Raw genomic sequence first — 1,355 nt, forward strand, 5'->3', positions numbered from 1 at the left:
TCACCATCCTCGCCCGCAAGCTCGCCCGTATCGCCTTCGCCATCCTCAAAAACGGGGCCGACTATGTGCCGCGAAAACCTTGTCTTGCGACATAGAATCTCCTACAGCCAATACCAAGTTTCGTAGGAGCGCTGCAAGGCGCGATTAGGGGTGGCACTCTGCCGAAACATGGGTATCGCAGCTGGCGCAGCTCCTACCGCCAATACCAAGTTTCGTAGGAGCGCCGTTTATGCCCTCTGGGTGCGAGGCGCGATTAGGGGCGGCACTCCGCCCAAACATCGGCATCGCGGCTCGCGCAGCAGCGTCAGGAGTAGGAGCCGAGCCCTCTCGGCGATTCAAAGGCCCATGCCAGCCATACCCTCACCCGAGCCTTGCTCCCAATTTGGGAGCAACCTATACTCACCCCATGAGAATCATCGCGAAACGGACGTTGCGAGAATTTTATCGACAGGCCCAGTACCGGGATGCCAGGGGACCGCTGGAGGCATGGCATGCGGAAGCCTGTAAGGCGAAATGGTGCACACCACATGACATCAAGGCCCAGATCACCAGCGCCAACATCATTGATGCCTCACATGTAGTCTTCAACATTGCCGGCAACAAGTATCGGCTGGTGGTCGACGTCGATTACACACGCCAGGCCATGTTCGTGAAATTCATCGGCACGCATGCCCATTACGACAAACTCAGACTTAAAGACGACTGACCATGCATATTCGCCCCATCAAGACCGAGCAGGATTACGAGGCTGCGCTGGCTGAGATCGAGGCGCTCTGGGGTACCCCCGAGGACTCCGCCGAAGGCGACAAGCTCGACGTACTCCTGACTCTGGTAGAGGCCTACGAGGCCAGACACCATCCCATCGATCCACCCGATCCTGTCGAGGAGATCCTGTTCCGCCTGGAGCAGGCCGGTCTGGAACGCAAGGACCTCGAGCCCTACATCGGATCGAGCGGGCGCGTCTCCGAAGTACTCAACCACAAGCGCCCCCTGAGCCTCAACATGATCCGCAAGCTCTGGAAAGGTCTGAACATACCCCTGGAAAGCCTGATCAACGACAAGAACCACGAACATCGAAAACAGGCATAACACACGGGGTCGAGAGACGGGAGGGGTTAGCCCTCGTAGGAGCGCCCGCAAGGCGCGATATGGGGTGGCACTCCGCCCAAACATGGGCATCGCAGCTTGCGCAGCTCCTACCGAAAAACCCAATCCGTCGTAGGAGCGCCGCAAGGCGCGATCAGGGGCGGCACTCTGCCGAAACATGGGTATCGCAGCTGGCGCAGCTTGTATGTTGTGCCCCGACAGGCCAGAAAGGGCTTGTCGGGGTGGAGGGACGAGCTTGGCATCTGGCC

General features: G+C 59.3%; 2 protein-coding genes. Both read left to right on the plus strand.

The window, feature by feature from the left end; genetic code table 11:
- Positions 1-406 precede the first annotated feature (406 nt).
- On the plus strand, positions 407-706 hold the full coding sequence (locus tag HUJ28_00010) for a type II toxin-antitoxin system HigB family toxin (protein ID MBD3617853.1): 300 nt from the start codon (positions 407-409) through the stop codon (positions 704-706).
- The gene (locus HUJ28_00015) at positions 703-1,089 is read left to right on the plus strand and encodes a transcriptional regulator (GenBank protein ID MBD3617854.1); all 387 of its coding nucleotides are present in this window, start codon (positions 703-705) and stop codon (positions 1,087-1,089) included. The genes HUJ28_00010 and HUJ28_00015 overlap by 4 nt, the downstream gene beginning before the upstream one ends.
- Positions 1,090-1,355: the final 266 nt, after the last annotated feature.

Source organism: Chromatiales bacterium (assembly GCA_014762505.1).
Lineage (GTDB): Bacteria > Pseudomonadota > Gammaproteobacteria > SpSt-1174 > SpSt-1174 > SpSt-1174.

Bases quoted from the DNA above. Each gene is read 5' to 3' on its own strand.
- HUJ28_00010 (MBD3617853.1), top strand. From the start codon at position 407: ATGAGAATCATCGCGAAACGGACGTTGCGAGAATTTTATCGACAGGCC.